At 70.4% G+C, this 3,678-nt stretch carries 1 protein-coding gene; it reads right to left on the minus strand.

The features are described 5' to 3' along the window. Nucleotides 1-83 precede the first annotated feature (83 nt). Nucleotides 84-3,230: an isoleucine--tRNA ligase gene (gene ileS, locus ACFC09_RS45880; RefSeq protein ID WP_376539142.1), complete on the minus strand. Its 3,147-nt coding sequence runs from the start codon at nucleotides 3,228-3,230 to the stop codon at nucleotides 84-86. Nucleotides 3,231-3,678: the final 448 nt, after the last annotated feature.

The raw sequence follows: 3,678 nt of genomic DNA on the forward strand, positions 1-3,678 counted from the left end.
GGGCCCGGCTCCCGTCAGGGAACCGGGCCCTCGCCGTGTCGAGTCCGGACATCCCCGGAACCGAGCCCGGGGACCGGTACGCGCTATGCCTTGCGCAGGCGGAAGGCCAGCGACAGTCCCTCGTCGGTGAACGGCTCACCGTAGGAGTCGTCCGCCTCGCCCTGGCCGAAGTCCGTGGCCAGGACCTCGTCGGCGATCAGGCCGGCATGCTCGGACAGCGCCGCGATGACGGCGGGGTCGGTCGAGGTCCAGCGCAGTGCGATCCGGTCGGCCACGTCGAGGCCGCTGTTCTTGCGGGCCTCCTGGATCAGCCGGATCGCGTCACGGGCGAGACCCGCCTGGCGCAGCTCCTCCGTGATCTCCAGGTCGAGCGCCACGGTCGCGCCCGAGTCCGAGGCCACCGACCAGCCTTCGCGCGGCGTCTCCGTGATGATCACCTCGTCCGGGGCCAGGGCGACCGTCTCGCCGTCGACCTCCACGGACGCCGTACCCTCGCGCAGGGCCAGGGACAGCGCCGCCGCGTCGGCGTTCGCGACGGCCTTGGCCACGTCCTGGACGCGCTTGCCGAACCGCTTGCCCAGCGCGCGGAAGTTCGCCTTCGCCGTCGTGTCGACGAGGGAACCGCCGACCTCGGAGAGCGAGGCCAGGGAGCTGACGTTCAGCTCGTCGGTGATCTGCGCGTGCAGCTCGGGGTCGAGCGAATCGAAACCCACCACCGCGACCAGCGCCCGGGACAACGGCTGCCGGGTCTTGACGCCCGACTCCGCGCGCGTGGCGCGGCCCAGCTCCACCAGCCGGCGGACCAGGACCATCTGCTTCGACAGCTCCGGGGCGATCGCGGACAGCTCCGCCTCGGGCCAGGACGCCAGGTGCACCGACTCGGGCGCGTCCGGGGTGACCGGCACGATCAGGTCCTGCCAGACCCGCTCCGTGATGAACGGGGTCAGCGGCGCCATCAGCTTCGTCACCGTCTCGACGACCTCGTGCAGGGTGCGCAGCGCGGCCTTGTCGCCCTGCCAGAAGCGGCGGCGCGAGCGGCGGACGTACCAGTTCGAGAGGTCGTCGACGAACGCGGACAGCAGCTTGCCGGCCCGCTGGGTGTCGTACGCCTCCAGGGACTGGGTCACCTGGTCGGTGAGCGCGTGCAGTTCGGAGAGCAGCCAGCGGTCCAGCACCGGGCGGTCGGCCGGGGCCGGGTCGGCGGCGGACGGCGCCCAGTCGGACGTGCGCGCGTACAGGGCCTGGAAGGCGACCGTGTTCCAGTAGGTGAGGAGCGTCTTGCGGACGACCTCCTGGATGGTGCCGTGCCCCACGCGGCGGGCCGCCCACGGTGAACCGCCGGCCGCCATGAACCAGCGCACCGCGTCGGCGCCGTGCCGGTCCATGAGCGGGATCGGCTGGAGGATGTTGCCCAGGTGCTTGGACATCTTGCGGCCGTCCTCGGCGAGGATGTGGCCGAGGCAGACCACGTTCTCGTACGACGACTTGTCGAAGACCAGCGTGCCGATCGCCATCAGCGTGTAGAACCAGCCACGGGTCTGGTCGATCGCCTCGGAGATGAACTGCGCCGGGTACCGGCTCTCGAACAGCTCCTTGTTCTTGTACGGATAACCCCACTGCGCGAACGGCATCGAGCCCGAGTCGTACCAGGCGTCGATGACCTCGGGCACGCGCGTGGCCTGCTCGCCGCACTCGGGGCAGGCGAAGGTGACCTCGTCGATGAACGGGCGATGCGGATCGAGGCCCGACTGGTCGGTACCGGTCAGCTCGGTGAGTTCGGCCCGGGAGCCGACACAGGTGAGGTGGCCGTCCGCGCAGCGCCAGATGGGCAGCGGGGTCCCCCAGTAGCGGTTGCGGGACAGCGCCCAGTCGATGTTGTTGTTCAGCCAGTCGCCGTACCGGCCGTGCTTGACCGTGTCCGGGAACCAGTTGGTCTTCTCGTTCTCCTCCAGGAGCCGGTCCTTGACCGCCGTGGTGCGGATGTACCAGGACGGCTGCGCGTAGTAGAGCAGCGCGGTGTGGCAGCGCCAGCAGTGCGGATAGCTGTGCTCGTAGGGCAGGTGGCGGAAGAGGAGACCCCGCGCGCGCAGGTCCTCGGTGAGCGTTTCGTCGGCCTTCTTGAAGAAGACGCCGCCGACCAGCGGGACGTCCTCCTCGAAGGTGCCGTCCGGGCGGACCGGGTTCACCACCGGCAGGCCGTAGGCGCGGCTCACCCTCAGGTCGTCCTCACCGAAGGCGGGGGCCTGGTGCACCAGGCCCGTACCGTCCTCGGTCGTCACGTACTCGGCGTTCACCACGTAGTGGGCGGGCTGTGCGAACTCGGAGAACTCCACCAGCTCGAACGGGCGGCTGTAGGTCCAGTGCTCCATCTCGGCGCCGGTGAAGGTCCGGCCCGTGGCCCGCCAGCCCTCGCCGAGCGCCTGGGCGAGCAGCGGCTCGGCGACGACCAGCTGCTCCTCGCCGTCGGTCGCGACGACGTAGGTGACCTCGGGGTGCGCGGCGACCGCCGTGTTGGAGACCAGCGTCCAGGGGGTGGTGGTCCACACCAGGAGCGCGGCCTCGCCCGCGAGGGGGCCGGAGGTGAGGGGGAAGCGGACGTAGACGGACGGGTCGACGACCGTCTCGTAGCCCTGGGCCAGCTCGTGGTCCGACAGACCCGTGCCGCACCGCGGGCACCAGGGGGCGACGCGGTGGTCCTGGACCAGCAGCCCCTTGCCGAAGATCTCCTTCAGCGACCACCAGACCGATTCGATGTACTCGGGGTCCATCGTGACGTAGGCGTCGTCCAGGTCGACCCAGTAACCCATGCGGGTCGTCAGGTCGGAGAAGGCGTCGGTGTGCCGCAGCACGGACTCGCGGCACTTGGCGTTGAACTCGGCGATGCCGTACGCCTCGATGTCCTGCTTGCCGGAGAAGCCCAGCTCCTTCTCGACCGCCAGCTCCACCGGGAGGCCGTGGCAGTCCCAGCCCGCCTTGCGGCCCACGTGGTAGCCGCGCATGGTGCGGAAGCGCGGGAAGACGTCCTTGAAGACGCGGGCCTCGATGTGGTGCGCGCCGGGCATGCCGTTGGCGGTGGGCGGGCCTTCGTAGAACACCCACTCGGGGCGGCCCTCGGACTGCTCCAGGCTCTTGGCGAAGATCTTCTGCTCACGCCAGAAGTCGAGCACCCCGTGCTCCAGCACGGGCAGGTCGACCTGGGCGGGTACCTGGCGGTAGGTCGGCGCTGTCATCTGCGAGCTTCCTCCAACGGAACTTGCTGCCTTCCGTCGGAGGGACGAGAGCCTTCTGGCCTGTCGACGCCTTGTGCGGCGCGCTCCCGCGGTACCACCCTCCTTGGCCCCCGGTGCGACGGACACGCCGGTGGGCCCCCTCATTGGGTCGCGATGCCGGTTCTACTCGCCGCTGCGGGTTCTTGGCGGCTTTCTTCCGGCGGCTCCGGGGTGATCTTCACGTCGCGCTCGCCCCCGGGCTTCCACCGTCCCCGGGTCGCTCTGGGCTGCGTACGCCGCTACTCGTCCCCATCCACGCTTTTCGCTCCGCCCAGTGTCGCGGATGAGGCGGCGCATGTCAGCGTCCCGCCCCGGCGATGGCCAGCATGACGACCAGCCCGCCGCCCAGGATCGTGATCCAGGTCCAGAACACGACGGCCATGCCGATACGAGCCCGCCGCTCCTCGGC

The organism is Streptomyces sp. NPDC056161 (genome assembly GCF_042268025.1).
Lineage (GTDB): Bacteria > Actinomycetota > Actinomycetes > Streptomycetales > Streptomycetaceae > Streptomyces.